Annotated in this window: 23 protein-coding genes and 4 pseudogenes; 13 read left to right on the top strand and 14 right to left on the bottom strand. The window is 68.9% G+C overall.

Features of this window, described 5'->3' with window-relative positions:
* Positions 1-11: 11 nt before the first annotated feature.
* Positions 12-4,151, bottom strand: a complete 4,140-nt coding sequence (locus AB0L59_RS28390; protein WP_365589048.1) for an amino acid adenylation domain-containing protein — start codon at positions 4,149-4,151, stop codon at positions 12-14.
* Positions 4,152-4,463: 312 nt separating this feature from the next.
* A complete protein-coding gene (locus AB0L59_RS28385; RefSeq protein WP_365589045.1) occupies positions 4,464-5,708 on the bottom strand; it encodes an MFS transporter in 1,245 nt (414 codons plus the stop codon).
* Between the two features lie 85 nt (positions 5,709-5,793).
* Between AB0L59_RS28385 and AB0L59_RS28380 the strand changes: the two genes are divergently transcribed.
* Together AB0L59_RS28380 and AB0L59_RS28375 are read left to right on the top strand one after the other, a co-directional pair.
* Positions 5,794-6,465 carry a FadR/GntR family transcriptional regulator gene (locus AB0L59_RS28380; protein ID WP_365589218.1) on the top strand — a complete coding sequence of 224 codons (672 nt, stop codon included), beginning with the start codon at positions 5,794-5,796 and terminating at the stop codon, positions 6,463-6,465.
* Positions 6,466-7,489: 1,024 nt separating this feature from the next.
* Positions 7,490-7,813 carry a hypothetical protein gene (locus AB0L59_RS28375; protein WP_365589042.1) on the top strand — a complete coding sequence of 108 codons (324 nt, stop codon included), beginning with the start codon at positions 7,490-7,492 and terminating at the stop codon, positions 7,811-7,813.
* Here the strand turns inward: AB0L59_RS28375 and AB0L59_RS28370 are convergent.
* From AB0L59_RS28370 to AB0L59_RS28360, 3 genes are all read right to left on the bottom strand, one after another.
* Positions 7,801-8,160, bottom strand: coding sequence for a signal peptidase I (locus AB0L59_RS28370; protein WP_365589040.1), 360 nt, complete (start codon positions 8,158-8,160; stop codon positions 7,801-7,803). The genes AB0L59_RS28375 and AB0L59_RS28370 overlap by 13 nt on opposite strands.
* 27 nt (positions 8,161-8,187) lie before the next feature.
* Positions 8,188-8,424, bottom strand: coding sequence for a hypothetical protein (locus tag AB0L59_RS28365; protein ID WP_365589037.1), 237 nt, complete (start codon positions 8,422-8,424; stop codon positions 8,188-8,190).
* Between the two features lie 324 nt (positions 8,425-8,748).
* Positions 8,749-9,312 (bottom strand): dihydrofolate reductase family protein, encoded by a 564-nt coding sequence (locus tag AB0L59_RS28360; RefSeq protein ID WP_365589034.1) that lies wholly within the window; start codon positions 9,310-9,312, stop codon positions 8,749-8,751.
* A 142-nt stretch (positions 9,313-9,454) separates the two neighbouring features.
* Between AB0L59_RS28360 and AB0L59_RS28355 the strand changes: the two genes are divergently transcribed.
* The 6 genes and pseudogenes from AB0L59_RS28355 to AB0L59_RS28330 all read left to right on the top strand — a co-directional run bounded on the left by AB0L59_RS28355 (position 9,455) and on the right by AB0L59_RS28330 (position 13,493).
* The gene (locus AB0L59_RS28355; RefSeq protein WP_365589031.1) at positions 9,455-9,811 is read left to right on the top strand and encodes a hypothetical protein; all 357 of its coding nucleotides are present in this window, start codon (positions 9,455-9,457) and stop codon (positions 9,809-9,811) included.
* A gap of 18 nt (positions 9,812-9,829) precedes the next feature.
* A pseudogene (locus AB0L59_RS28350) lies at positions 9,830-10,108 on the top strand (transposase); the annotation flags it as partial.
* 120 nt (positions 10,109-10,228) lie between these two features.
* A pseudogene (locus AB0L59_RS28345) lies at positions 10,229-10,477 on the top strand (GNAT family N-acetyltransferase); the annotation flags it as partial.
* Positions 10,478-10,575: 98 nt separating this feature from the next.
* Entirely contained in the window at positions 10,576-10,809 is a 234-nt protein-coding gene (locus AB0L59_RS28340; RefSeq protein WP_365589238.1) for a hypothetical protein, read from the top strand.
* Positions 10,810-11,215: 406 nt separating this feature from the next.
* A complete protein-coding gene (locus AB0L59_RS28335) occupies positions 11,216-11,374 on the top strand; it encodes a hypothetical protein (RefSeq protein WP_365589029.1) in 159 nt (52 codons plus the stop codon).
* Between the two features lie 70 nt (positions 11,375-11,444).
* Positions 11,445-13,493, top strand: coding sequence for a spermidine synthase (locus tag AB0L59_RS28330; protein ID WP_365589027.1), 2,049 nt, complete (start codon positions 11,445-11,447; stop codon positions 13,491-13,493).
* A 61-nt stretch (positions 13,494-13,554) separates the two neighbouring features.
* On the opposite strand, the gene AB0L59_RS28325 is transcribed toward AB0L59_RS28330, so the two are convergent.
* Complete coding sequence (locus AB0L59_RS28325; RefSeq protein ID WP_365589024.1) at positions 13,555-14,154, bottom strand: TetR/AcrR family transcriptional regulator; 600 nt, start codon at positions 14,152-14,154, stop codon at positions 13,555-13,557.
* Between the two features lie 102 nt (positions 14,155-14,256).
* Between AB0L59_RS28325 and AB0L59_RS28320 the strand changes: the two genes are divergently transcribed.
* Entirely contained in the window at positions 14,257-15,420 is a 1,164-nt protein-coding gene (locus AB0L59_RS28320; RefSeq protein WP_365589022.1) for an epoxide hydrolase family protein, read from the top strand.
* A gap of 38 nt (positions 15,421-15,458) precedes the next feature.
* On the opposite strand, the gene AB0L59_RS28315 is transcribed toward AB0L59_RS28320, so the two are convergent.
* The 7 genes and pseudogenes from AB0L59_RS28315 to tnpA all read right to left on the bottom strand — a co-directional run.
* Positions 15,459-15,824: a hypothetical protein gene (locus tag AB0L59_RS28315; protein WP_365589020.1), complete on the bottom strand. Its 366-nt coding sequence runs from the start codon at positions 15,822-15,824 to the stop codon at positions 15,459-15,461.
* A gap of 89 nt (positions 15,825-15,913) precedes the next feature.
* A pseudogene (locus AB0L59_RS28310) lies at positions 15,914-16,453 on the bottom strand (transposase); the annotation flags it as partial.
* A gap of 156 nt (positions 16,454-16,609) precedes the next feature.
* The gene (locus tag AB0L59_RS28305; protein ID WP_365589017.1) at positions 16,610-17,872 is read right to left on the bottom strand and encodes an MFS transporter; all 1,263 of its coding nucleotides are present in this window, start codon (positions 17,870-17,872) and stop codon (positions 16,610-16,612) included.
* A 460-nt stretch (positions 17,873-18,332) separates the two neighbouring features.
* Complete coding sequence (locus AB0L59_RS28300; protein ID WP_365589015.1) at positions 18,333-19,436, bottom strand: Gfo/Idh/MocA family oxidoreductase; 1,104 nt, start codon at positions 19,434-19,436, stop codon at positions 18,333-18,335.
* Positions 19,437-19,721: 285 nt separating this feature from the next.
* Complete coding sequence (locus tag AB0L59_RS28295) at positions 19,722-20,579, bottom strand: aldo/keto reductase (protein WP_365589215.1); 858 nt, start codon at positions 20,577-20,579, stop codon at positions 19,722-19,724.
* 216 nt (positions 20,580-20,795) lie between these two features.
* Complete coding sequence (locus AB0L59_RS28290; RefSeq protein ID WP_365589212.1) at positions 20,796-21,224, bottom strand: beta-eliminating lyase-related protein; 429 nt, start codon at positions 21,222-21,224, stop codon at positions 20,796-20,798.
* 78 nt (positions 21,225-21,302) lie between these two features.
* Positions 21,303-21,521: pseudogene (gene tnpA / locus AB0L59_RS28285) on the bottom strand (IS200/IS605 family transposase); the annotation flags it as partial.
* Positions 21,522-21,546: 25 nt separating this feature from the next.
* Between tnpA and AB0L59_RS28280 the strand changes: the two are divergent.
* Both AB0L59_RS28280 and AB0L59_RS28275 read left to right on the top strand, forming a co-directional pair.
* Positions 21,547-21,906 carry a zinc ribbon domain-containing protein gene (locus AB0L59_RS28280; protein WP_365589012.1) on the top strand — a complete coding sequence of 120 codons (360 nt, stop codon included), beginning with the start codon at positions 21,547-21,549 and terminating at the stop codon, positions 21,904-21,906.
* Positions 21,907-21,952: 46 nt separating this feature from the next.
* On the top strand, positions 21,953-22,312 hold the full coding sequence (locus AB0L59_RS28275; RefSeq protein WP_365589009.1) for a hypothetical protein: 360 nt from the start codon (positions 21,953-21,955) through the stop codon (positions 22,310-22,312).
* A 246-nt stretch (positions 22,313-22,558) separates the two neighbouring features.
* Here the strand turns inward: AB0L59_RS28275 and AB0L59_RS28270 are convergent, their stop codons facing one another.
* Positions 22,559-23,443: a LysR family transcriptional regulator gene (locus AB0L59_RS28270; protein WP_365589007.1), complete on the bottom strand. Its 885-nt coding sequence runs from the start codon at positions 23,441-23,443 to the stop codon at positions 22,559-22,561.
* Between the two features lie 111 nt (positions 23,444-23,554).
* Here AB0L59_RS28270 and AB0L59_RS28265 point away from each other — a divergent pair, with 111 nt between their 5' ends.
* Positions 23,555-24,430 (top strand): dioxygenase, encoded by an 876-nt coding sequence (locus AB0L59_RS28265; RefSeq protein ID WP_365589004.1) that lies wholly within the window; start codon positions 23,555-23,557, stop codon positions 24,428-24,430.
* A gap of 55 nt (positions 24,431-24,485) precedes the next feature.
* Positions 24,486-25,460, top strand: coding sequence for a zinc-binding alcohol dehydrogenase family protein (locus AB0L59_RS28260; protein WP_365589003.1), 975 nt, complete (start codon positions 24,486-24,488; stop codon positions 25,458-25,460).
* The last annotated feature ends 24 nt before the right edge of the window (positions 25,461-25,484 follow it).

Genomic DNA, 25,484 nt, shown 5'->3' with positions numbered 1-25,484 from the left:
GGGTGCGGCGGTCAGTAGTTGGGCGTCTTGCGGAGCAGGTCCTGACGGCGGACGATCTCGGGCTCGTAGACCTGCTCGTGCCAGGCCTCCTGCTCGACCGGTTCGATGGCGATGGAGACGACGTCCTCCTTGCAGCCGAATGCGTTGCTCACCGCCGAGGTGAGTGCGGCGAGGAGTTCCTCCTCCTGCGCCTGGCTGAGGGCGACGGGGAAGTGCTTGATGTTGATGTGGGGCACTCCGGCCTCCTGGGAGATGACGCGGGACAGGGCGACCTGGCCCGGAAGCGGGAATCCGGCAGCGGTGCGCAGCCGCTCGTCGACGAGCGCGGCGAGTTCGGTGACGTGTGGCTCGCGCAGCAGTTCGTAGTGGCCGGAGGCAAGGTGGTGCACAGCGGGCGGCCGGACGGAGAAGGCGTCCTGGCGCTCGACGAAGGAGTAGTCGTCGTCGTTGGCCTTGACGAGCGTCACGGGGGCGCTCAGGCGTCGCCCGGCCAGCTCGTGGAACTCGTACGTCGGGGAGTAGGTGCGCTTGACCATGCCGGTGACGGCCTGGACCAGTTCCGTGCCCAGGCCGGGCAACCGGCCGGTGACGAAGTCGACGAAGCCGTCCTCGTCGGTGACGGTGCGCAGGCAGTCGTCCAGTTGCGGGCCGCTGAGGGTGCCGGCGAAGACGGAGTGGAGGACGGCGACGAAGGCCCGGTCGGTGAAGTCCGCCCGGCCCGTGGAGCCGGCCGTGTCCTCCTCGCGCAGGCGCGGCATGCCCGGCGCGATGAGGAAGAGGTGTTCCACCCGCTGGCCGGCCTGCTCCAGCTGTCGGGCCGCCTCGAAGGCGACCCGGGCGCCGAACGAATAGCCGCACAGGATGTAGGGGCCTTCGGGCTGGACGCTGCGGATGGCCTCGACGTCCGCCGTCGCCATCTCGCGGGCCGTGGCGCAGGGCGACTCGCCGGGGTTGATGCCGTGCGCCTGGATGCCGTGGACGGGCCGGTCCTTGCCCAGGGCGGCGGCCAGCGGGCGCAGATTCATGGGGTAGCCACCGAGACCGGGCCAGCAGTGGATCGGGGTGCCGGTGCCCTCCGGCTGGAGCGGGACGAGCCGGGTCAGGGGCTCTGACGACTCGGCGTCCAGCCGGGCGGCGAGCTTCTCGACGGTGGGCGCGTCGAACAGCACCTGGAGAGGAAGCGTTCCTTCGAACGTCTTGTTCATCCGGTTGACGAGCGTCACGGCGAGCAGGGAGTTGCCGCCCAGCTCGAAGAAGTCGTCCGTGACGGAGATCTGCTCCTGCTTGAGGACGGTCTGCCACAGATCGCGCAGGCGGCGTTCGGAACGGGTGCGAGGCGCGAGGAACGTCCTTGCGGAGAGGGAGAGTTCGGCCTGCTGTGAGGCCTCCAGGGCCTTGCTGTCGATCTTCCCGTTGGCGGTCAGGGGCAGCCTGTCCAGGACGATGATCCGGTTGGGCAGCATGTAGCGGGGCAGCAGTCCGGCGAGGTCCTCCTTGATCAGCTCGGCCGGTCCCTGCATGTGGACCACGTCCTCCTTCATGTCCTCGCCGCGCAGCTGCTCGTCGCTGACACGCCCGCCGACGAAGAAGTACGACGGTCCCGTGGGCAGTCCGCAGTCGGTCAGGATCCTGTTCAGCCGTTTGGCCGCGGGCAGGTCGTTGCCGGTCCTGGAGCTGTAGCCGGAGGACATGAAGCCGAGGTTCAGGCCGTTCATCTGCAGGCGCTGCAGCTTGCTGCCCAGGTCGAGGTAGTGCCGCCAGGAGTCCGGGCCGGTGGCGACCAGGCTGATGCCGAGGCCCGCCCGTTCGTAGACCCGCTGGTTGATGGCGATGACGTGCTTCTTGAGCACCAGGTCGTCCGAGATGCGGACCAGGGAGCCGTCGGCGTACCGGTACTGCCCGGCCCGCAGTCCGTCGACCCGGCCCGCGTGCGCCTGGACGTAGATGTCCAACGCTCCGGCGCTCGCGTTCGCGTCGTACGGTACGAGATCGAACGTGCCCAGATAGTGGTCCTCCTCGGCGCAGTCGAGTCGCTGCAGGACCGCGGGCCGGTACGCGGCGGCGGCGATGCCGAGGCCGTAGGCGGGGAGCACCTCCTCGAACAGGCCGACCATGTGCCCGGCCTCGATCTCCAGGACCTCGCGGATGTTGTTGCGGTAGACCGGCTCGATCGCGCTGTGCTTGCCGAGGAAGTGGATCCTCGCACGCGGGACGGACCGTCGCGCGCCGGGGCGGATCAGCACCAGGTGGTGGTGGAGCGGGTGGTAGTAGTACAGGCCCGGGTCGATGCCCGCGATGCCGTGGAGTTCGAGGTACAGCTGGGCGGCGTAGAGGGAACCGGGCGAGGCGTAGGCGTACTTGGGCAGCAGGCGCTGGTCGCTGAGGTACTGGCCGAAGTTGCGGAGGATACCGCCGAGTTCGGCCCGGCTCAGGCTCTCCGGGGTGCGCGGGGCGACGCCCGGCCGGGCGGCCGGGGCCAGCAGGCGCAGGATGTCGTCCCGGTTCACCTGTCCGCCCTCGTAGCAGCGGTACGTCTTGCGGGAGAAGGCCAGGGACCGCTGCTCCGGCGTGGCCTCGGCGCCGGGGAGGTCGGTCACCGTGCGGCCGGCCAGGTCCGCGGCGTCGCGGCAGCCCGCGTGTGACAGCTGGGCCCTGACCTGGAGCCTGCTGCGCTTGGACTGATGGTGGGCGCCGTGGTTGCCCTGGTCCATCAGGGCGGCTTCCTTGGGGTTCAGCTCCACGAAGGCGACCAGGTTCTGGAAGCCGGTGGCCTCGTCGTCCCTGAGCAGGACGGCCGAGCCGCGCACCCAGTCGTGCGTCTCGATCGTCTGGCGTATCTCGTCCAGCTCGACCCGGTATCCGCGCAGCTTGACCTGGTTGTCCGTCCGCCCGACGAACTGCATCGTCCCGTCGGCGTTGAGGTGGGCGAGGTCGCCGGTCCGGTACAGGCGGGCGCCGGGGTCGGCTGAGAAGGTGTCCCGCACGAACCTCTCGGCCGTGAGGTCGGGGCGGCCGAGGTAGCCGCGGGCCACCTGGATGCCGCCTATGTGCAGTTCGCCGACCTCGCCGACCGCCGCCTGACGGCCGGCCGCGTCCAGGACGTGGAAGGTGGTGCCGCTGACCGGCGTTCCGATGGGCATGACCCGGGGGCCGTCCTGCACCGCGGTACGGTCCACGACGAAGGCGGAGGCGTTGATGGTGCACTCGGTCGGCCCGTAGAGGTTGACGAGCGAGCAGTCCGGCACGGAGTCGAGGAACTGGGCGGCGAGGCTGCGGGACAGCGCCTCGCCGCCGCTGAACACCTGGCGCAGGGAGCCGCACTCGGCGAGGGTCTCGGTGTCGAGGAGTGCCTGCAGGAGCGTGGGGACGCACTGGAGGGTGGTCACACCGTGGCGCTGGACGGTGGCCACGATCGCCTCGGGGTCCCGGTAGATTCCGGGGGCGCCCATCACCACGGTGCTGCCGCAGGCGGGAGCGAGGATCTCCCACTGGGCGGCGTCGAAACTCAAGGGGGTCTTCTGGAGGATCGTTTTTCCTCCGTCGATTCCGCACGCTTCGGACAGCCAGCGCATCTGGTTGACGATGCTGCGGTGCTCGATCATCACGCCCTTCGGTTTCCCGGTGCTGCCGGACGTGTAGATGACGTACGCGAGATCTTCCGGACGGGCAGCTTCGCGAGAATCCAGCCCTGCCGCGGATAACTCCTCGCCGATATTCTCCGCCGAACGGAGAACATCCGAAGTGACGACCCGAACACCGGTCGGCGATATTTCCTGGATGCGGGAACGCAATAATTCCTGAGTAAGGACGACCTCCACCCCAGCGTCCGCCATCATGTACGCGATCCGCTCCTCGGGGTACTCCGGGGAGAGCGGGACGTACGAACCCCCGGCCCAGAGGATTCCCCAGATGTTCGTCATCAGCTCCAGCGAGGGCTCCATGAACACGCCGACGCGGCTGCCTCTGGCCACTCCGGCACGCCTGAGGCGGGCTCCCAGAAGCCGGCCTTGGTCGAGCAGTTGGCCGAACGTCAGGCTCTGGTCCTCGTGGACCACGGCGGTCCGGTGTGGTGTGGCACTCGCCTGTTCGGCGAGCAGCGTCGTCAGGCAGGAGTTACCACGTGGGCTGTGGGCAATCGCGTGGGGGATCAATGGACCTCTCTTTTCCGCAGTAGCGGCATTTCCCAGGAATTCATGCACTCGTGGTGCCCTGAGCTAATCACCAGTGGAAGGCTAGGAGAGACTTTCCGGGCGGGTCAACCAATTCCGTGTGCATTCACGGAAGTTGATCCCGACTTCTTCGGGAGTTCACTTGTCGGCGCGGCCGGTAATTCCGGGCATGGCGAAGTCGATTCGCGGCCGCTGCACGGCGGGGCCGGGAAGTGAACAAGAGGGCGATGATGCCGGGCGCCTTTGATACGGGGAGCGAGCCGGTGTGGAAATCGCCGGGTTGACTGGAGTTGTTCAGCCGATCTGGCGGTTGCGGCCCGCGAGCAGGCCGGCTCCGATCTGCGCCAGGGTCATCACCAGGATGAAGGCCAGGGGGGCACGCCAGCCGCCCGTGTGGCCGTAGAGCACGCCGACGACGAGGGGGCCGGGGATCGAGAGCAGGTAGCCGAAGCTCTGCACGAACCCGGAGAGCCGGACGACGGTGGCGCTGTCGCGGCCGCGCATGCTGATCATCGTCAGGGCCAGCGGGAAGGAACAGTTCGCCACGCCGAGCAGGAACGCCCACAGCCAGGGCGTGGTGGAGGGGGAGGCCCACAGCCCCGCGAATCCCGCCAGGCCGCACAGGCCGATTCCGGCCGCGATCCCGCTCTGGTTGCGCAGCTTTCCGGCCGCGGCCGACAGGGCGAAGGACAGCGGTACGCCGAGGAGCGAGGTGCCGGAGAACAACAGGCCGGCACTTTCCGCGGACAGTCCGGCATCGCGGAACATCTGTGGCAGCCAGCCGATGATGACGTAGGCGGAACTCGCCTGCAGCCCGAAGTAGGCGGTGAGCGCCCAGGCGGTGGGGTCGCGGGAGATCCGGCTTCGCGGGTGTGTCTGCGGTTCGCCTCCGTCGTCCACCGCGGCCGTCCCCCGCCCCTGGTGGCGGGCGGCGGTGAGCCAGGGCGGAACGGCGATCGCGGCCAGGATGGCCCAGATGCCCAGGCCGTACCGCCAGTCGCCGCCGAACGCCTCGGTGAGGGGCACCGTGACGGCGGCAGCGGTCGAGGCTCCGACGTTCAGCGCCATGGAGTACAGCCCCGTCACCGCGCCCACCCGGTCGGGGAAGCGAAGCTTGACGACGGCCGGGAGCAGCACGTTCGCGATGGCGATGCCGGCCAGCGACAGGGCGGTCAGCGCGACGAACAGGGCGGCGTCGGTGGCGAACGGACGTGCCGCTAGCCCCGTCGTCAGCAACGCGGCACCGGCCGCGATCGCACCACTCGCGCCGTACCGACGGGCGAGGGCGGGAGCCGTGGAACCGACCAGGGCGAAGCACACGGCCGGGATGGACGTCAGCAGTCCGGCGACCGTGCCGCTCATGTCGAGGCCGTCGCGGACCTCTTCGAGGACGGGCCCGAGGCTGGTGACGCCCGGGCGCAGGTTCAGGGCCGCGATCACCAGCGCCACGAGCGTCAGTCTGCGCAGCCGCGGTGAGCGGTCGGAGGGCGCCGCGCGGGCGGTGCGTAAGAGGGTGTTGTCGAGCTCTTCCTTCGTCACACCACCGATCATAGACTCATCCCATGACTCTAGGTCTAGAGATGAGTATGACTTTTACACAGCGTCATATGATGATGGGATGACTATGGATCCCGTTCGCCGCGAACCACTGTCAAACCAGGTGATTGCGCGCCTGCGGCGGCAGATCACCTCCGGCACCTGGCCCGTCGGCTCACGCATCCCCGCCGAGACGGAGCTCGTCGAACAGCTTGGTGTGGCACGCAATACGGTGCGCGAGGCCGTGCGGGCCCTGGCCCACACCGGCCTGCTGGACATCCGCCACGGCTCCGGGTCCTATGTCCGGGCGACCAGTGAACTGGCCGGAATGATGCGGATCCGCTTCGAGACGGCGCACACGGACGACGTCGCCGAAGTGCGCGGAGCCCTGGAGGTCCGCGCGGCCCGCCTGGCCTGCCTACGCCGTACGCCGGAGGACCTGGAGCGGCTGGACGCCCTGCTGGCCCAACGGGACAAGGCCTGGTCGTCGGGGGACCGGGTCGCTTTCGTGAACTCGGACGTGGCCTTTCACCTGGCCGTCGTCGCCGCGTCCCACAACACAGTCCTGGCCCAGTTGCATGCGGACCTGGGCGAGGTGATCAGGGCCTCGCTCCTGGACCACTTCGGTGAGGAACTACGCCCCGAGCAGTTCCAGGACCACGCACGCCTCGTCGAGGCCATCCGTGACCGGGACAGCGACAAGGCGGCCTACGAATCCGGTTCCTACATGGGCTGTGCTCCCACCCAGGGGGATGACTGACCGGTTCCGGGACGACGCCGCGTCCGGCGGCATCTGGCCTGTCAAGCCGGCGACGGTCAGGGAGTAGTCAACCGAACCACCGTGTCTTCCCTGTGAAGTGCGTCTTGTCCAAGGCTTTTCGGTCGGATGTCATCATCCCGGCAGGCTTGGTGCAGCGGAGGTGGCGGATGCACGTCATCGGCTGACGGCCGGGACGGGGTGCGGCTTGCGCCTGCCTCATCCCAGGACGCCCGTCGTGTGGCCCGTACTTCCGCCGCTTGCGGTGCGCGCCTGGGCCCACGCCCCCTGACCGGCGGTATCCCCAGGGCGTTGTCGGAGCAGGGGCGGTATCTGCCACACGACTCCTCGGAGTTACGTGGAATCACGCGCCGCAGGATGCAGCTCGTATCCTGCGGCGTCCCCATGTAATGAGGAGATCTCTTGGGCGGCGCGGTGGTGCTGGAGGAGAAGTGGCCGGTCCTGGGCCGGCACGAGCGGGCAGCCGAGTGGGTACGGGGATGGACGGGTTGGACGGATCTGGGGCGGGCGCCCCGGACGATCGATGCGTACGCGCGAGGACTTGCTGAGTACCTCGGTGGTCGATCATCGGCACAGGAGTCGTGACGACGGGGAGGCGAGGGTGCAAGACCTCCGCCACCGCTGCGTAATTCCCGGGCGCGGATGACGCACACCGGATCCGGCGGGTGCTGAGACCTGTGCGCCGATGCCGTACGCGCGGCGGACGGGTGGCGTAGGGCCTGTCGTCAAACTCCCCTCGTCCGCCCGGAGGACGGGCCTCGCGACTGCAGATGCGGGCTCTCGGCGTGGCGGGCCCTGGCCCTAGTACAGGATGGACTTGAGCCCGGGCCCGGTGCGACGAGAGTGTGTGCATGGCGTCGCGGGGCAGGCGGGAGTTCGAGGACGGGGCCTAGAAGCGGCCCGCTGGTCGGACGATCGCTGGATGCCGGTAGACGACGGCTGGGCGGTCGCCTGACACATGCTCAGTCGCCCCTGGCGGCAGAGCCGTTGGACCCACCGTTCGGACATGGCGTACACGCAAGGACACGACGGTACCGCCGAGGGGGCCGTCGGCCTCACTCCCCTGTTGCGGATCTTCAACACCACTGCGCACGACAGGGCCACACCTTCGCCCGCACCCGCCTCGGCACCGACTTCGACTGGCTCACCTCTGGGCGGCATCCCGGGAGTCGGCACCGGCCAGGGCCTCGGGGCACAGGGCCCGGGACTCCGCGCGTTCGTCACCGTGACCGGTCAGCCCGGCTCCGGGACGGCCACGCAGGTCGTCTCCGGCCGGCGGGCCGGCACCGGCCCGCTGACGGAATACGGAGGTGTGCGTCAGGCCGCATAGCCAGGCACGGACGGCCAGCGGACCGTCAGCACCACCGACTCCACCTCGGCGAACCAGGAGTGGTCGACTCCGCGCCCCCACACCACATAGTCACCCTGTCGTGCCAAGAGGACGCTGCGACCGGGGAATTCGACGCGGAAGCGGCCGCTGACGAGGATCAGGAGAGCTGTCCGCTCCTCGCCGTTCACCCACTCCGCCCGCTTGTCGCCGACCGGGTGGACGCCCCATTTGATCTCCACGTCCGTACTGTGGCGAGGGTCCCCGGCGTCCTTGAAGTGCCCGAGGAGCCAGCCCCGGTCGAGTGCCGCGTCCTGGCCGGCGTTCCCCACGTACACGTTGTCGCTCACGCGCCCGGACGCTAGCAGCAGGCCGCGTCAGCGGGGGCACGGGCCGGCGCTCCCGGCCTTGCCGGCCTCGGTGTTGGCGGCGCCGGCCCGGGCCTCGGCGTCCTTGGCGTGCTGTGCGGCCTCGGCGGCGGGCTTGCCGGCCGCCGTGGCCTCGGTGGCGGCGTCCTGAGATGCCTTGATGGCGTCCGGGTGCCGGCGCCGGAGATGCCCAGCGACAGGGGCACCCGTTGCGGTCTGTGGGCCCAGACCCGGTCCCTGTTCCATGGGCGAAACGTCGGCATACATCGGCCAGGCCGGGCCGAACACAGAGGCCTCTTCACCAGATGCATTCCGAAGTGGCCGGAAAGATGAGCGCCGCGGGCATTCCAGGGGGTTCGTCCTGGAGAGCGGACCCCGGAAGGCGCCGCCGGCTTGCGCCACCCGTCCACGACGAAGACGGCCACCCGAAGGTGAGTAACAGCCATCGGTCCCGCAGCGGCCCGGCTGTGCACCGCACACGAGTGATTGCGCCGACCGTTCCTCGGCGAGGCGGAGTGCCGCGGCCGACGCGCGCTGCGGCCGCAGTGCTCCAACACCGGAAGGATCCAGCTAGCGCGCCACGCGGTGGCGGAGGTAGACGACTCTTGAGTTGAAGGTGCGGGTCTCGACGAGTTCGAGATCCACCCGGCGCTCGTGCTGGGGGAAGAACGGAATGCCGCCGCCGACCAGCACCGGGTAGACCCTGGCCCGGTACTCGTCGATCAGGCCCAATGCGGCAGCCTCGGCGGCGAGGGTGGCGCCGCCGATCGCGATGTCGCCCTTCCCCGGCTCGGCTCGCAACCGCTCGATCTCCTCCGCCAGACCTCCGGAAGCCAGGCGGGCATGGCCCTGCACCGCCGACAGCGTGGTGGAGAACACCACCTTGGGGAGCGGCTTCCAGAGCGCGGCCCACTCGAGCATTGCGCCGTCGAGCGATGGATCCTGATCGGCGGTCTCCCAGTACAGCATCGTCTCGTACAGCCGTCGTCCCAACAGGTGGACGCCGACCTCTCGGATCTCGTCGATCCAGGAGCGAAACACCTCCTCGTCGGGCGCGGTCCAGTCGAAGTCGCCGTCCGGCCCGACGATGTACCCGTCAAGTGAAACGTTCATCGAATAGGTCACGCTGCGCATCAGAAGCCCTCCTCGGTAGCGGGGTCGACAGTACGACCGCAGGACGCCACAGGACTCATCGCGGCTCGCAGATCCCGGGCCGAGTCACTTCACGGGATCACTTCGTTGAGAAACCCTCAGTGGGCACCGCGATGATGGCCTGATGGATGATCTCGCTGTGCTGCGGCAGGAGTTCTCGGAGTGCGAGGACGCGTTTCTTTCGATCGTGATCCGTGATCACAGGTGGGACGAGGAGGCTTTCTCTCGTCTGGAGCGGGCCATGCGTGGTGTGTGTGCAACGTTCGAGGAGAGTGGTCGGCAGGATCTGCCGCGGTGGCTGGTGGAAGGGTTCTGGCTGTGTGTTGACTGGCTTCCCGATCACACAGCCCATCCGCGGTTTCCCCGGCCAGAGCCCCCGACGTATTACGAGGCAGCTCTCACGAGGCTGCGGGACCTCCAGTATTGGCTGGTGACGGGTGCTTCGCCGTACGTGCCCGACCACGTGTTCGCGGACCTGTAGGGACTGGCAGCCAGGCGGCCCGAGCGGAGGCACCGGCATCCAGGCCGGCTTCGGGTGCCTGACCGGGCTGCACTGGCGGGCATCGTCTAGCTGGTGCGCGAGGGTGTGGCCTGTCCGGACGTATCCGCACCGGTGGTGGGCTGCTCGGGCGCGTACCGCCTGGCGCCGCCTGCGGGACTGGACCGAAGCCGGTGCCTGGCCCCGGCTGCAGGCGGCACTCCTACCGACCTACGCAAGACGGGACTGTCGGCGATGGGCGACCGTCCGGTCGACGGCTCCCACGGCAGGGCCCTCGAAGACATCTCAGGGGGCTAAGAAATCAAGTCGGCCGCTGGATGGTCGGGCTTGTGGGTCATGAAACCGGCGCTCCTCATGCCAATCTTGATCGCTGCCGAGCTTGCTGATTAGCTGACCGGCATGACCGAGCTCGGACCCGTCGCCTGGCCGCCTGCCCCGATCAACACCGAGAGGCTCGTGCTCCGCGAGCCGGAGGCCCGGGACCGTGCCGCGGTCATCGAGTTGCTGACCTCGCCAGAGGTAGGCACCTACCTCGGTGGCCCTCAACCGCGTGACGAGCTCGAGCGTGCGATGCCCGGGCCACCCAGTCGGCGCCCCGGCCTCTTCACAGTCGAACTCGGCGGTGCGATGATCGGCCAGATCACGCTCACCGCCCGCATGCCGTGTTGCGCGCCCTGCCGTGGAGGCAACGCACCGCGGTACGCCACGACCGCGAGCGTGGGCACGGCCGACGCGAGACCCGCTCGGTGCGCGTGCCGACCGTGACCGGCCTCGGCCTGGACTTCCCGCACGTCGCGCAGGCCGTGAAGATCCACCGCCATCGTACCGACGCCAAGAGCGGGAAGACCACCCGGCAGACCGTCCACACGATCACCGATATGACCTCCCGCCAGGCATCTCCGCAGCGTCTCGGGCAACTCGCCCGCGGCCGGTCTCGGGTCGGCCATCACCGCCGCTATCGCCCGTTCGAGCGGTGGTGAGTACGGCGCCGCCAACAGTCCCGACTGCGGAGCGCTCGTGTGGATCGCGTTCCCCGCCGTTCCCGGGGCCACCCGTGTAGTCGGCTTGATGCGACCCGGCGTGCACCGCCTCCCCATACGACTCCCTCTCCTTACGCGTGGTGCGTGGGGGCGATATTCGCGGTCGGCCCGCCGTTTCCCCGTCCCGCTCAGCCATGCGCACGAGTCATTCGGGAAAGGCCAAGGTCCTCGCCACCGCCTCGTCGTCCGAAACCCTAAGCTCCGTTCACATCGCGCTGCCCGTCGCTGTCACCGGCGTCCTCGCGCTCGCCGTCGCAGTCTGGCGGCTTCCCCGACATCGCTGAAGTGGGACGGCCTGCCAGGGTTCTACGCCAACGACTGGGCCGCACCCGTCCTCACATGCATCGTGCTCAGCTTCTACGCCGACGTCCGCAACCCGGCAGAACCACGCCGTTACGCCCAGACCCGGGCCCTGGCCACCCTCGCTTCACTGGCGGTCAACGTCTTCACCATCCGACACGACGAGCGGCTGACGCGGTCGCGTCCGGACGACTGGAGTCCGTGAGGGCGATATCGTCATAAAATCGGCAAGTCATTCTCGGCCCACCGTGCCGAAGATGGCATCTTAAATGCGTGTGAAACGGATCGGAACCAGACAGGCCGACTACTCCGTGCGCTGGAGGCTGCTGCTGGCCAGCGCCACCATGCTCTTCGTCGAGCTGGCGCTGATCAGATGGGCGGGCGCCAACGTCGTCCACCTCAGCTACTTTTCGAACTTCATCCTGCTGGGGTCGTTCCTCGGCATCGGCATCGGGTTCCTGATCCCCGCCGCGCGCGGGCAGTGGCTCACACGCTGGGCACCGGTCCCGCTCGCGCTTCTCGTCATCTTCGTACGAGAGTTTCCGGTGCAGGTGCGTCAGAGCAGCGGCCAGGTCATCTACTTCACCGCCGTGAAGACCACCGGCTTCCCCGAGTGGGTGACGCTGCCGGCCATCTTCCTGCTCACCGCGGTGATCATGGCCGCGATCGGTAAGATCACCGCCGATCTCTTCCGCCGGCTTCCCTCGCTCGATGCCTACCGCTACGACCTGCTCGGCAGCATCACCGGGTCGGTGTGCTTCGCCGTGGTGTCCTGGCTCCGCGCTCCGTCGGTCGTGTGGGGCGTGCTCGCCGCCGCGGGCCTGCTGATCCTCGGCGGACGGCGCAACACCCTGCGGTACGGCGTCCCCCTGACGGCGATGGTCGCTGCCCTGTTCGTGGAGACGACGACGGCCGGTGTCTCCTGGTCGCCCTACTACAAGATCCAGCTCACGCCCGTGACGTCCGTCGCCGGGGGGTACCGCATCTCCGCCAACGGTGTCCCGCACCAGAGCATCGCACCACTCCGGGAACTGATGCGGAAGAACTCGCCCTATCGGCAGCCGTACGACCGGACGCCCGGCAATCCGCACAAGCGCGTGCTGGTCATCGGGGCCGGCAACGGCAATGACGTCGCGGTCGCGCTGGCGCACGGAGCGCAGCGCGTGGACGCCGTCGAGATCGATCCCAGGCTGCAGCAGATCGGCGCTCAGCTGCACCCCGCGAAGCCGTACGACGATTCCCGGGTGCACGTCCACATCACCGATGGACGGGCTTTCCTGGAGCGGACGAACGCCAGGTACGACCTCGTCGTCCTGGCGCTGCCGGACTCGCTGACGCTGGTGGCCGGGGCGAGCAATCTGCGCCTGGAGAGCTACCTGTTCACCCAGCAGGCGTTCGAGGCCGCCCGCGATCACCTGGCGCCCCACGGCGCGTTCGCCATGTACAACTACTACCGGACGAGCTGGCTGGTCGACCGCCTAGCCGGCTCCCTCGATGACATCTACGGCCATGCCCTCTGCATGACGACGTTCGGCAAGAACGCGGCCGTGCTGGTGGCCGGGATGACGACCGCCGACCAGTCGTGCCGGCAGATCTGGCAGCCCAGCGGCGCGGTCCCAGAGGCTGCGAGCGATGACCACCCTTTCCCGTATCTGCTCCACCGGGACATTCCCACGCTCTACCTGGGCGCGCTCGGCGCGATCCTGCTGGTGACGCTCCTGGCGACCCGCCTGACCGGGGTCCGGTTCCGAAGCACGGTCCACTACACCGACATGTTCCTGATGGGCGCGGCCTTCATGTTGCTCGAAACGAAAAACGTGATCGGCTTCGCGCTCTACTTCGGTACGACCTGGCTGGTCAACGCCCTGGTCTTCATCGGTGTCCTGCTCGCCGTCCTCGCGGCGGTCGAGGTCCGGCGCCGGCTACGGCGGGTCAACCAGCTGCTGCTGCAGCTCCTGCTCTTCGGCACCCTGGCGGTAGCCTGGCTCGTCCCGGCGCACACCGTGCTCTCGCTGCCCTTCACCGGGCGGCTCGCCGCCGCCATCGCCCTGGCCTTCGCCCCCATCTTCTGCGCCAACCTCATCTTCTCGGACCGCCTCGCACTCGCCGCGGACCCGACATCCGCGTTCGGCGCGAATCTGCTGGGCGCGCTGACCGGTGGCGCACTGGAGTATCTGGCGCTGGTGACGGGCTATCAGGCGCTGCTGCTGGTCGTCGCCCTGCTGTACCTGGGGGCGTGCGTCGCCATGCGGGTTGCCGGGCGCGGGCCGGGTGCGCAGGCACCGCCGGTACCGGACGAGACGGTGGCCCTCAACCGCCCGTAGAGTCGGTAACGATGTCGTGTCCGGAGCAGGGCGATCCGCGGCTCCGCTCGAGTGCTGCGGGTCAGGGCTGGTCGCCCACGAGAGCAATTGCGCGCGTCTCGGGAACTCCCAGCATCAGCAGGCTCGTGATCGTCGCTGCTCGGGCGCCAAGGGTCCCGTTCGGCAGGTCGCTGTCCGCGATGGCGAACACGACGCCGTAGGCAACCTGGCTCAGAATGGCCGCCGGCAGGTGCTGTGCGAACACGTCGCCGTCCTGGCCCCGTTTCACGAGGTCGGCGAGGAGCTCATCGACTGGCCCGAGCAGGCCGTGGATCGCCTCGCCGTACTCGCCACGGCGCAGCGCCAACAGCACTCGGTACCGGTGCGTCACCGGCCAGACGCGGGCGATGAATTCGACCCACGTCGCGTCCGCTTCCGCGCCGGAGGCGTTGACTTCGGTGAGCACGGCCGTCACCTCGGTGACGGCCCGTTCCGTGAGTGTGCGAACCAGGTCGAGGCGCGAGGGGAAATGGTCATAGACCGTGCGACGGACGACGCCAGCAGCGGAGGCGATGTCTCCCATTCCGGCGTCGGGGTTCTCTCCCAGCACATCGAGGGCGACGTCGAGGATGCGATCACGTGTCTCGCTCATCGAGCGCACACGGGAGGACTCGGTGGACACGGCACCAGTATTGCACACCGGTGTACAGTGAGATGGACTGTACACCAGTGTGCAGTGGAGAGTTGCGCTGCGCTTCGAAGCTCAGGAGAAGAGAAGAAGGCTATGACCGCACCGACGCCGCCTGCCTCGGCCCTCGTCCGCCCCTTCACCGTCTCGATCTCGGATGCGGAGATCGACGACGTCAAGCAGCGACTGGCCAGAACTCGGTGGCCGGATCGGGAAACGGTGGGCGACTGGTCGCAAGGGGTCCGGGTAGAGAACGCCAGGTCTCTGGTCGACTACTGGGAGCGCGGCTACGACTGGCGTCGCTTCGAGTCCGAGCTCAATCGCTTCCCCCAATTCCTGACCGAGATCGATGGACTGGACATCCACTTCATCCACGTCAGGTCCAAGAATCCCCACGCGATGCCGCTGATACTCACGCATGGATGGCCGGGCTCGATCGTCGAGTTCCTGAAGCTGATCGGCCCGCTGACCGATCCGGTTGCGTTCGGAGGAGACGCCGCCGATTCATTCGACGTCGTCGTCCCGTCGCTCCCCGGGTTCGGGTTCTCCCAGAAGCCCACGGAGACCGGGTGGACCGTCTCGCGCATCGCCAGCGCGTGGGTGGAGCTGATGAAGCGACTCGGCTACACGAGATGGGCCGCGCAAGGCGGCGATTGGGGTGCCGTCGTCACCACCGCCCTCGGAGCCATGCAGCCTGAGGGGCTTCTCGGAATTCACCTGAACACCCAGTACGCCTTTCCCGCACAGATACCCGACACCTTGTCGCCCGAACAGCGCTACGCCGTGGAGACCCTAGCCCTCTACACCGGCGATCTCGGTGGGTCGAACCACCTTCAGGGCACGAAGCCGGAGACTGTCGGATTCGCCCTGGCGGACTCTCCCGCCGGCCAGGCAGCCTGGATCTACGAGAAGTTCCAGTCCAAGACCGACAACCACGGGCTCGCCGAGGACGCTCTCAGCATCGACGACATGCTCGACGCGATATCCCTCTACTGGTTCACCAACAGCGCAGCGTCGTCCGCCCGCATCTACTGGGAGAACAAATCGCTCACTTTCGCCGGCCCGAAGGTGACGCTTCCGGTCGCGGTGACCGTCTTCCCGAGGGACATCCCACGCGTGCCACGCAGCTGGATCGAAGACACCTACAGCAATCTGATCCACTACGGCGAGGCCGACAAGGGCGGGCACTTCGCGGCCTTGGAACAGCCCGAGATCCTGGTCAGCGAAATCCGCACCGGCCTGCGCACCCTTCGTTCCTGACACCAACGCGCGAGCTCAGCGGGCAATAAGCGAGTCTCCTAACGTTTTGCCCGTTGGGCTGGATCAGGTCGCTGGTCGGCGGGGGCTGTCGGGGCCTGAGGGCCGGGCTGTGCGAACAGCCCGGGTTCGGTCTCGTCGAGGAATCCGAGGCTGACCAGGCGCTTGAGTTTCGCGCGGATGCCTTCGACGTGCTTGGGCATCAAGGGCAGGTCCAGCGCGAGGCATAGGTCGCGGGCGCGTAGCGGTCGGCGTTCGTGCTCGAATACGTCCATGATCTGCTGGTAGGCCGCGCCGTCCGGCAGCGCCGGGGTCGGCGGCCGCTCGAGGTCGAGGTCGGCGGCCATCGCGCGGACGGTCTTGGCCGTGGTCGCCAGGGCCTCGCGTTCAGCCTGCGCCTCGCGCAAGCGGGCGGCGAGTTCGCCGATCTGCTCGGCAAGTTGACGTTAGCGCAGTTCGATTCCGTCCAGAAGTTGCCGGATGACGGCGTGGGTCATCACACCTCCCGCCAGCGGGCGCGCGGTCCGGCCAGGCGGCGCAGTATCCGCCCGGCAGAGGCCCAGTAGATCCTGGATTCCGCGCAGGACGGAGCATGCTCATAGTCGCGGGCCAGCCGTCGTTCCTGCATGTTCAGGCCGTTGGTCTGCTCGACGCGCCAGCGAATGGGCTCGGGGACGAACCCGGTGGCAACCGGGTCGCGCGCCACGATCTGAATGTCGATGCCGAGCGTTCGCCCGTGCTCGACCACGCCGGCATTGAAGCCCTGGTCGACCAGCGCCGTGCGGACCGTGCCCGCAGGAGCGACCTTGTTCAGCAGCGCGGTGCCGATCGCGTTGTCGTGTACCGATGCCGCGACGACCACGACCGCGATGATCAGCCCCATGACGTCCACGGCCAGGCCCCGCCGCCTGCCCGGGGTCTTCTTGGCCGCATCCAGGCCCGTCGTCGCCTTGGGCACCCCGGCCGCTGCGCGCACCGACTGCGAGTCGAGCACCACCAAACTGGGGTCCGCGGCGCGTCCGGCCTTCTCGCGCACCATCATCCACCCACCGCTCCAGCGCACCACGGCCAAGCCCGCTGACGAGCCGAAACCCACCAACCCCACACGAACTTCCTAAACCAAAACGGTAGAAGACTCGCTTACTGCCCTCTCAGGTAGGGCCGGCCCCAGCAGGCCATCGGGGTCCGGGCGCTACCCCCGATCCCCGAGGGCCGCCGGAGGCTGGGGGGAGGGAGCAGGTGCGCCCATGCGTTGGGCTGCGGTGACGTGTCCGGCTTCCGCGCCGGACGAAGCGACCACCTCGGAGCGACGACTGCCCCGGTCCATGAGGCCGCCCGTGAAGGCGAGGCCGAGACCGGCCATGGCGAGAGCCGCGCCGATCAGGTTGGGCGAGGCCCAGCCCCAGCCCGCCGAGATGACCAGGCCGCCGAGCCAGGCGCCGCCCGCGTTGGCAAGATTGAAGGCGGAGTGGTTGGAGGCCGCCGCCATCGTCGGAGCGTTCCGCGCCTTGGCCATGAGCAGCATCTGGACGGGCGTGGTGATGAGGGCACCCAGCGCGCCGATGAAGGTGATCGTCACTAGCGCGGGCACGGTGCTGCGGACGGTGAAGTAGAACGTCACCAGCGCTGCGGCGAGCAGAGCAAGACCCGCGTACAGCGTCGGCCGCAGAGCGCGGTCCGTGAGTGGCCCCGCCATCAGAGTGCCGAGGGTCATGCCGACGCCGTAGAGCGCGAGGACCAGGGTGGTCGAGGAGTCGGAGATGCCCGTCAGGTGCGTCAGCATTGGCACGAGGTAGCTGTAGACGGCGAAGAAGCCACCGAACCCGACAACGGCCGTGGCCAGGCCGATCGCCACCTGCTTGTTGCCCATCGCCCGCAGCTCGTGCCGGATGCCGGACTGCCGGCCGCGAGGCTGGTGAGGAATGAAGAAGGCCAGCGAGGCAAGGGCGACGAGGCCGATGACGGCGACCGCGTAGTAGGCGGACCGCCAGCCCAGCTGCTGGCCGAGGGCCGTGCCGGCCGGTACACCGACGATGTTCGCAATGGTGAGTCCGAGGAACATCCTCGAGACGGCACGTGCCGCCCGTTCGGGGGCAACCAGCCGGGAGGCGACGACGGCGCCTACGCCGAACAGTGCTCCGTGCGGCAAACCTGCCAGGAAGCGAGCGGCAAAGAGCAGGCCGAAGTCGGGGGCGAGCGCGGACGCGGTGTTGCCGACCACGAACAGCCCGGACAGGAGCAGCAGCAGCCGCTTGTGGGATACGCGCGCACCGATGCCCGTCAGCACGGGGGCGCCGACGACGACGCCGAGCGCGTAAGCCGAGACGAGGTTGCCGGCGTGCGGCACGGACACGCCGATCCCGTCAGCGATCTGGGGCAGCAGCCCCATCGTGGCGAACTCGGTCGTGCCGACGCCGAACGCGACGACAGCCAGGGCCAGCAGAGCCAATGGCATGGCGTAGGGGAACCTTTCGAGACAGCGGTCCGGGGACGGATGGAGGAAGGCGTGCCCGGGGTCCTCTCCGGACCCGTGGCCGGCCCTGCGCAACCCCAGAACGAGGCAAGCCCCCTGAGGGCAGCAGCGGGACAAGGCCTCGCATTCCAAGATTGATCAGCACATGTCGGTGACCTCTGTCACGCCGTCTTTGCAGGTGAGGGGGCACGAGGAGGTATGTCTGAACGCGCACCGGTGCAGTGGCGGCAGCGATGGGACGTGTGACATCGGGCGGTGGCGGCTCGTTGGGGAGCAGGTGGAGCCGGTGGTGGCGCGCATGTGTACGGCGGGTGGAGGCCGGTGAGTCCGGCGGTGTGTGTCGAGGCCGTCGAGGGAGCCTGCGGCGAGGGCCGGGGCGGGCCCTAGCAGGGATCAGCTTGTCGGCCGCTCAGCGTCGGGCGCGCTCAGCGGGCCGGCGGTGTCAGCGGGCCGCCCATGCTTCCACCGCCGTCGTCACCGGCGCCCCCGTCCGAGCCGATTCCTGGATCGACATCGCCAGCAGATGGTCCTGGCAGCCCTCGGCCAGCGGATACGGTTCCGGGCCGGCGTCGCGCACCCATGTGCCCGTACGGCACAGCAGGTCCACTACCGCGAGATCGTCCTCGGACAGGCTCGCGCCCAGATAGTCGTTGCGCCACACCACCCGTCCGTCGAAGGAGATGTGGTGCACCTCGGCGCCTTCCAGGTTGAGATCCGTGCCGGTGCGGCGCCGCATCAGAGGGGACTCCATGGGGCTACGTGGATCGGCCATCCGCACCACGGTGTCGTCCACGATCTCGCCGAGTGAGCCGCGCACCACGACGCGGCGGGCTCGCAGTGGATTCCACCACTGGTTGTCCGTGAAGTCGTACAGGCCTGTGCGGGCCGCGCCGAAGTCGAGGAAGGCGAGGGTGGTGACGGCGTCCTTGGGCGTCAGGTCGTCCGACCAGCCGCGGGGGGACAGCGGGTCGGCGAGCGGGGCGGTGAAGGCCCGGGCCGTCACCGTCGCGGGCCCGGAACCGACGTCCAGCGTGTGCCGGATCAGCGAGATCGCGTGGTACATGTGTGTCGAGGACACCTGGACCGACGTGACCTCGCCGATCAGGCCCTGCCTCACGAGTGCGATACGAGCGGCGTGGCCCGGCATGAGCGGGTACTGCTCAGCGACTTGGACGAGTGCACCGCCGCCGACGCGTGTCGCGCCCCCGACGGCGCCCCACAACTCCCGCAGCCCGACGACGTCGGGTGCCGGCGGCGTTTCGGCGAGGACCGGTACCTCGCGCTCCACGAGTTCTCGTACGACCTCGGGCGTGACGTCCCACGGCACCGACGTGACCACGAACTCCGGCCCCCTGCTGCACAGTTCGCCGACCGCGCGGAAGGCGGGTACCCCCCACGCGGCCTCAACCTGCGCGGCCCGTGCGGCCGAGCGCGTTACCACGCCGGCCACTGTCAGCCGTTCCGGCAGCGCCCGGGCCAGCCGTGCGAGGAACGCAGCGCGCCAGCCACTGCCCACGATGCCAAAACGTACGGGTGCTGCGCTCACGTGTGCGCTCCTTCATGCATAGGGCCGGGAGTCCATCTGCGCGCAAGATGATCGCCGCTGTCGGCTCCGCCGCCCCGTGGAACTCGGCGATCAGCTCCGCTTGCGCCAGGGGCGTCGTGCTGCCGACGAGATGGCGCGCGGCAACGACCATGCGGCCGAGGCAGTGGCCCCCGCGGGCCGCCATGGCCCACTCCGCGTCGTCATCCCGACGGGTACGTGCGCAATCCCTGGAGCCCTCGTGCGACGCCGACTCGGTGGCCGGCGTCAAGCGCAAGCTGCACCGTGTCACACGCTGTCCAGCTCGGCGATTTCCTCGTCCGTCAGCTTCAGGTCCGCAGACGCTGCCGAGTCGCGGATGGTCTCCGGTCGACTCGCGCCGGGGATCGGAACGACGACCGGCGACTTGGCGAGCATCCAGGCCAGACAGACCTGCTGTGGGCTGACCCGGTGAGCCTCGGCGACCCGCGCGAACGGTGCGTAAGCCGAACCGAGTTCGCGCGCACGGGAAATGCCGCCCAGAGGACTCCACGGCAAGAACGCGATGCCGAGTTCGTCACACAGCCGAAGCTCCGGCTCGCTGGAACGGAAGGCAGGCGAGAACTGGTTCTGGACGGAGACCAGGCGGCCGCCGAGGATCTCGTCGGCCTGCCGGATTTGCTCCGGGTTGGCGTTGGAGATACCGGCCATGCGGATCTTGCCCTCGTCGAGGAGCTCCCGCACCGCACCGACCGACTCCGCGTAGGGAATCTTGGGGTCCGGACGGTGGAACTGGTAGAGCCCGATAGCCTCCACACCAAGGCGGCGCAGGGAGGCTTCACAGGCCTCCTTGATGTGCTTGGGGGAGCCGTCCAGCGTCCAGCTGCCGTCTCCGGGGCGCAGGTGGCCGCCCTTCGTGGCGACGAGGACCTGCGCACCCAGCGCGTGGCGGGCGAGAGCCTTGGCGATCAGGGTTTCGTTGTGACCGACTTCACCGGCGTCCCGGTGGTAGGCATCGGCGGTGTCGATCAGCGTCACACCGGCGTCGAGCGCGGCGTGAACAGTGGCGAGGGAGCGTGCCTCATCCGGGCGGCCCTCGATCGACATGGGCATGCCGCCCAGGCCGATCGCGCTGACCTCGGTGTCACCGATTCGGCGAGTGTGCATGTGCTCGAGACCTCTTTCGACTTTCAGGCGGAACTGATGCCGGCCGACACCTGAGCTACGGGCCTGCGACGACGTCGGCACAACCCAGCGTCGTTGAGCAGCAGCCAGGGGTCCAATAGAAGAAAGCGAACGCATTCAGCAGCGAATTCTCTCAATGCGGCGACCTTCACAATGCTCACCGATTGCAGCACGAGCCGGACCGCGCGCAACGGTACGTCACTGGGCGCGACCCGACTCCAGCAATCTCGCGGCAATGCAGCCGCGCGCATGGCTGCCCCGCTGATCGCCGCGCGCTCCGCATCCTCCCGCGAGACGTCGAGGTGGAACACGAACCGGAACTGCGGTCCGCCCGTGCACAGCACACCCTGCCGCCAGCCGCCCCACCAGGTCCTGCGGCGTGACGCCCGCCATGGCCCGTGCGAACACCATGTTGGTGCGTGCCGCGGCGATCTCCGGCCCCGGCACGCCGTCGAGGGCCTCGGCGAACAGGCCGGCGTTCGCGTGGCCCTCGGCCAACCGCTCGACGTGGTGGTCCAGCGCGTACGACGCGGCCGCAGCCAGCACTCCCGCCTGCCGCAAGCCGCCGCCCAGAACGTTCCTCCACCGCCGGGCCTCGCCGACGAATTCCCGCGAACCGAGCAGCACCGAGCCCACCGGTGCTCCCAAGCGTGCTTGTGGGCCACGGCCGTGGCCGCCTCCAGATACTCGGGCTCGATCACCGTGCGGCGGATAGTGCACCAACAGGTGGACGTGATCGCGTTCGCCGTCGAACTCCTTCAGCTCCGCCCCGAAGTCCTCGCAGACCTTGCGCATGATCTCTTCGCAGAGTGTCAGCATCTCGTCGTTGAAGACTCCGCGCTGGTATTTCGTCACGAAGACCAAGTGCACATGCATCGCCGAAACAACGTGCCTACCATGCCTGTAGTCGTTCTGCCCATCCATAAGGCCCGTCGTAGGCAGGCTCGTTGTGCAGCTCCGCTACACCTTCCGGGCCTACCCGGACGCCTCCCAGCAGGTCTGCTCGGCCTGCGGATTCCGGGACGGACCCAAGCCTCTGCACGTCAGGGAGTGGACGTGCGGCGAGTGCGGCACCTCGCACGACCGCGACCACAACGCAGCACGCAACGTCCTCCTCGAAGGACGCCGTATCGTCACCGCCGGACGGGCGGAGACGCTAAACGCCTCGTGGAGCGCCGGTCAGACCAGGGTGAAGGTCCTGGCACAGCGCATTGAAGCAGGAAGCCCCCGGAAGGGTCAGACGACCCAGGCCGGAATCCCTGGACTCTTCAGGCCAGGGAGCACCTCAAGACGGGAATCCCCTTCCTGAGCTTGCGAAGGGAGGGGGAGAACTTCAATTCGCCCTCCTCGCGGTCGTGGCCGCGCTCCCGTTCCTGACGCGGCTGATCAGCGAGTACGGCGGCACGGCGACGGCAACCGCCTTCCATGCGGCGGCGATTGTCCTGAGCATCGCCCTCCTCTGCGGGATGTATCTGCGCCTCCTGGCCAGGCCCGCGCTGGCGGCGTCGCATGCTGCGCCCGCGCGGCTGAGGGAGGCGGTCCGCCGCAGCCTCCTGATGGCCCTGGTTTTCGCCGGCTCGCTCCCGGTGGCGTGCTTCTCGCCGACCCTCGCCAAGTGCTGCCGGCTGCCGGCGATCCCGGTTCGGCTGCTGTTCCGCGAGGCGCCCACCACCGCACAGGGACCGGCCGAGGAAAGTGCCGGTCAGGAGGGGTAGTCGGCCGGGGCGAGCGGCGATGAGCCGACGGGGCCAGGGGGACGCTTTTGGTGCCGGCGCCGCCGAACGCGGTGGGACCGCGCTCGGCGAGATCCAGGCCGCGCCGGGCGATGAGCGACGGCACCGGTCACCGGTCGCCGACGAATTCCCGCCCCGACCTCGCCGGCCGCCGGACTCGCAGCGCCGCGAGGCCTCACCCCCGCATGCCGGTGGCGGCGACACCCTCACGGAACGGCCCCTCGGCCATCAGGAAGGCGGGCACGCCTCGAGCAGGGTGTCGGCCATCGCCACCGCCGCGGGAGACATGGGGAGTTCCGCCGTGGTGGCCAGCGACAGCGTCCACGTGATGGTGGGACTGATGGGAACGGCGCGGAGGTCCGTGTAGTGACTGGCCGGCGTGGCGGGCATCAGGCTGATGCCGAGCCCATTGCGGACGAGACCGGCGGCGGTGTCGTAGTCGGCCACCTCGTAGGGGGCGTCCGGGGCGATGCCTGCGGCGGCGAAGGCCTCGTCGGTCTCGAGGCGGATACCCCAGCCTGCGGCGAAGCGCACGACCGTTTCCTCGGCAAGGTCCGCCACGTGGATCTGGCTGCGGTCGCCGAGCCGGTGGTCCGGTCGGCAGAGCAGGACCATGGGGTCGCGGGCGACCGGTCGAAGGGTGACCTGCCTCGATGCCGTGGTGGCCGCGACCAGGGCGAGGTCGAGAGAACCGTCCACGACGGCGGCGAGGTGCGCGGCTGTGCCGGTGACGCCCTGGTGCAGCCGAATCGACACCAGAGGATAGCGGGTGTGGAAGCGGCCCAGCGCAGCGGGCAGGTCGAGCGGCCCGGAGGACATCAGGATGCCGAGGTCGACGCTGCCGCCGAGCTGCTCCCGGTACTGGGCCACCGAATTCCTCGCGCGCCGGGCTGCGGCCAGGGTGCTGCGGGCCTCGGTGAGGAATGCGGCACCGGCGGGGGTCAGCGTGATCCGGCGCCCGGCCCGGTCGAGAAGCTGCATATCGAGCTCGCGTTCGAGCTTGGCGATGGCCGTCGACACTGCCGACTGCACGACATGGGCCCGCTCGGCGCCCCGAGAGAAGCTGCGTTCCTCGGCGACAGCGACAAAGTACTCCAGCTGACGTAGCTCCATCCTCCGAGTATCTCACATCGAGATGTTGACCATCTAAAGCTTTCGCTAGACGAGATGAAGCCTCTCGTCTGATGCTTTCCGGCAAGGACGAGGACAGAAGGGAGTCGAGCGATGTCCATCGATCTGACCGAAGAAACGATCACAGCGGCCGTTCAGCAGACCTTTGAGGAGTGCACGAACGAGCGCATGCGCGAGGTCTTCGTGACGCTCGTCCAGCATCTGCACGACTTCGCTCGCGAGGTCCGACTCACCGGTGAGGAATGGTTCACCGCGGTCGACTTCCTGGAGCGGGTCGGGCGCATCTCCAGTCCGAACCGGCAGGAGTTCGTGCTGCTCTCGGACATTCTGGGGCTCAGTGTCCTGGTCGACCAGATCAACCACGGCAACGGCTCTGCCACCGACTCCACCCTGCTCGGCCCGTTCTATGTGGAAGGCCGGCCACGCGCGGAGAACGGCGCCGACATCTCCGGCGGTGTCGCAGGCATGCCGCTGTTCTTCAGCGGGGCGGTGGTGGACCCGGACGGGCGGCCGGTGGTCGGCGCGGACGTGGACACCTGGCACAGCGACAGTGAGGGTTTCTACGACGTGCAGCAGGCGGACAAGCTGCACGGCGAGCCCGCCATGCGGGCGCTACTGGACACGGACGACGACGGACGGTTCTGGTACCGCTCGATCGTGCCGCGGTACTACCCGGTCCCGACCGACGGACCCTGCGGCGAGATCCTCCGCGCCGCCGGGCGCTCGCCGATGCGGCCGGAACACATCCACTTCCGGCTCCACGCCGAAGGCTACGAACCGCTGGTCACCATGCTGTTCCGCGGCGACGATCCGTACCTGGAGCGGGACGCCGTCTTCGGCGCCAAGCGCTCGCTGGTCGCCGACTTCGTCCAGCACGAGGCCGGCGAGACCGCGCCGCACGGCACCGTGATGTCCGAGCCCTTCCAGACCGTCGAGTGGACCTTCACCCTCGCCCCGGCTCGGGGGTGACCACACCGCACCGGACGTACCACCCGCTGACCATCAGCCCAGAAAGGACACCTGCGTGCGCGCACTACGCTTCGACCGGTTCGGAGGCCCCGACGTCCTGCGGGTCGCCGAACTGCCCGATCCCCTGGCCACCGACGGCACGGCCGTGGTCGCCGTCCGGGCAGCCTCGGTCAACCCCTCCGACCTGAAGAACGTCGCCGGCATCATGGAGGGCACGGTGCTGCCCCGCGTGCCCGGCCGCGACTTCGCCGGCATCGTCGTCGACGGCCCACCGCAGTGGCGCGGCGTGGAGGTGTGGGGCACCGGCGGCGACGTCGGCTTCACCCTGGACGGCTCGCACGCGGAGTACATCCGTGTGCCGGTCACCGCACTCGCCCGCAAGCCGGCAGCACTGAGCTTCGAGGAGGCCTCGGCGGTCGGCGTCAACTTCGTGATCGGCTGGCTCGGTGCCGTCGAGATCGCGCACCTGAGCCGGGGTGAGACCGTCGTCGTCTTCGGCATTTCCGGCGGGGTGGGCGGCGCCGTCGCCCAGATCGCGCGGGCACGCGGGGCCCGGGTGCTCGGCGTCGACCGGGTTCCCCCGGCCGACGGCACCCCGGCAGCGGAGATCATCGACGCGTTCGTTCCCTTCACCCCCGACGCGGACGCCGTGGCCGATGCCCTGCTCGCGCACACCGGCGGCCGGGGAGCCGAGGCCGTCTACGACGCAGTCGGCGGCGTCACCACCGCCGCGGCCCTCGCCTCGCTGGCCCAGCAGGGCAGGCTGGTGGTCATCAGCGCGGTCGGCACACCCACGGTGGAGATCAACCTGCCGGACTTCTACCACCGCGAGGTCCGGATGCTGGGTGCGGACAGCCGCAAGCTCGACGTCACGGAGTCGGCCGAGCGTCTGGCCGTTCTCACCCCCTACTTCGAGCGCGGCGAGTTCCGGCCACTGCCGGTCGCGCACCAGTTCGGCCTCGATGAGGGACACAAGGCCTACACGGCGGTGGCGGAACAGGTTTCCGGCCGCGTCGTCATCGTTCCCTGAGGCCGTCCACGACCACTGAGAAAG

Origin of the sequence: Streptomyces sp. NPDC052109, from assembly GCF_040680195.1 — a bacterium.
GTDB lineage: Bacteria > Actinomycetota > Actinomycetes > Streptomycetales > Streptomycetaceae > Streptomyces.
This window is presented reverse-complemented; position numbering and strand designations above follow the sequence as displayed.

Bases quoted from the DNA above. Each gene is read 5' to 3' on its own strand.
- AB0L59_RS28305 (WP_365589017.1), bottom strand. From the start codon at position 17,872: ATGCCATTGGCTCTGCTGGCCCTGGCTGTCGTCGCGTTCGGCGTCGGC.
- AB0L59_RS28360 (WP_365589034.1), bottom strand. From the start codon at position 9,312: ATGCGCAGCGTGACCTATTCGATGAACGTTTCACTTGACGGGTACATC.
- AB0L59_RS28365 (WP_365589037.1), bottom strand. From the start codon at position 8,424: ATGGAACAGGGACCGGGTCTGGGCCCACAGACCGCAACGGGTGCCCCT.
- AB0L59_RS28355 (WP_365589031.1), top strand. From the start codon at position 9,455: ATGGATGATCTCGCTGTGCTGCGGCAGGAGTTCTCGGAGTGCGAGGAC.
- AB0L59_RS28375 (WP_365589042.1), top strand. From the start codon at position 7,490: ATGGCGTACACGCAAGGACACGACGGTACCGCCGAGGGGGCCGTCGGC.
- AB0L59_RS28380 (WP_365589218.1), top strand. From the start codon at position 5,794: ATGGATCCCGTTCGCCGCGAACCACTGTCAAACCAGGTGATTGCGCGC.
- AB0L59_RS28295 (WP_365589215.1), bottom strand. From the start codon at position 20,579: ATGCACACTCGCCGAATCGGTGACACCGAGGTCAGCGCGATCGGCCTG.
- AB0L59_RS28320 (WP_365589022.1), top strand. From the start codon at position 14,257: ATGACCGCACCGACGCCGCCTGCCTCGGCCCTCGTCCGCCCCTTCACC.
- AB0L59_RS28270 (WP_365589007.1), bottom strand. From the start codon at position 23,443: ATGGAGCTACGTCAGCTGGAGTACTTTGTCGCTGTCGCCGAGGAACGC.
- AB0L59_RS28265 (WP_365589004.1), top strand. From the start codon at position 23,555: ATGTCCATCGATCTGACCGAAGAAACGATCACAGCGGCCGTTCAGCAG.